Raw genomic sequence first — 630 nt, forward strand, 5'->3', positions numbered from 1 at the left:
AAGAAGCTTGCTTCTTGGGGTTGTAGGACACTCTATACGGAGTTACAAAAGAAAGTTATAAATGAAGCGGTCTGGAAAGGCCCGCCAAAGACGGTAACAGCCCGGTAGTTGAAATGGCTTTCCCTCCAGAGTGGATCCTGAGTACGGCGGAACACGTGAAATTCCGTCGGAATCCGGGAGGACCATCTCCCAAGGCTAAATACTCCCTAGTGACCGATAGTGAACCAGTACCGTGAGGGAAAGGTGAAAAGCACCCCGGAAGGGGAGTGAAACAGTTCCTGAAACCGTGTGCCTACAAGTAGTTAGAGCCCGTTAATGGGTGATAGCGTGCCTTTTGTAGAATGAACCGGCGAGTTACGATTTGTTGCAAGGTTAAGCGGAAAAAGCGGAGCCGTAGCGAAAGCGAGTCTGAATAGGGCGCATAAGTAACAGGTCGTAGACCCGAAACCAGGTGATCTACCCATGTCCAGGATGAAGGTAAGGTAATACTTACTGGAGGTCCGAACCCACGCACGTTGAAAAGTGCGGGGATGAGGTGTGGGTAGCGGAGAAATTCCAATCGAACTTGGAGATAGCTGGTTCTCTCCGAAATAGCTTTAGGGCTAGCCTCGAGGTAAAGAGTCATGGAGG

General features: G+C 50.3%; 1 rRNA gene. It reads left to right on the forward strand.

Going from position 1 to position 630, the window contains the following annotated elements:
* Positions 1-630 (forward strand): 23S ribosomal RNA (locus FCK90_RS15195); the annotation flags it as partial.

The organism is Kocuria coralli (assembly GCF_008831305.1).
GTDB lineage: Bacteria > Actinomycetota > Actinomycetes > Actinomycetales > Micrococcaceae > Kocuria > Kocuria coralli.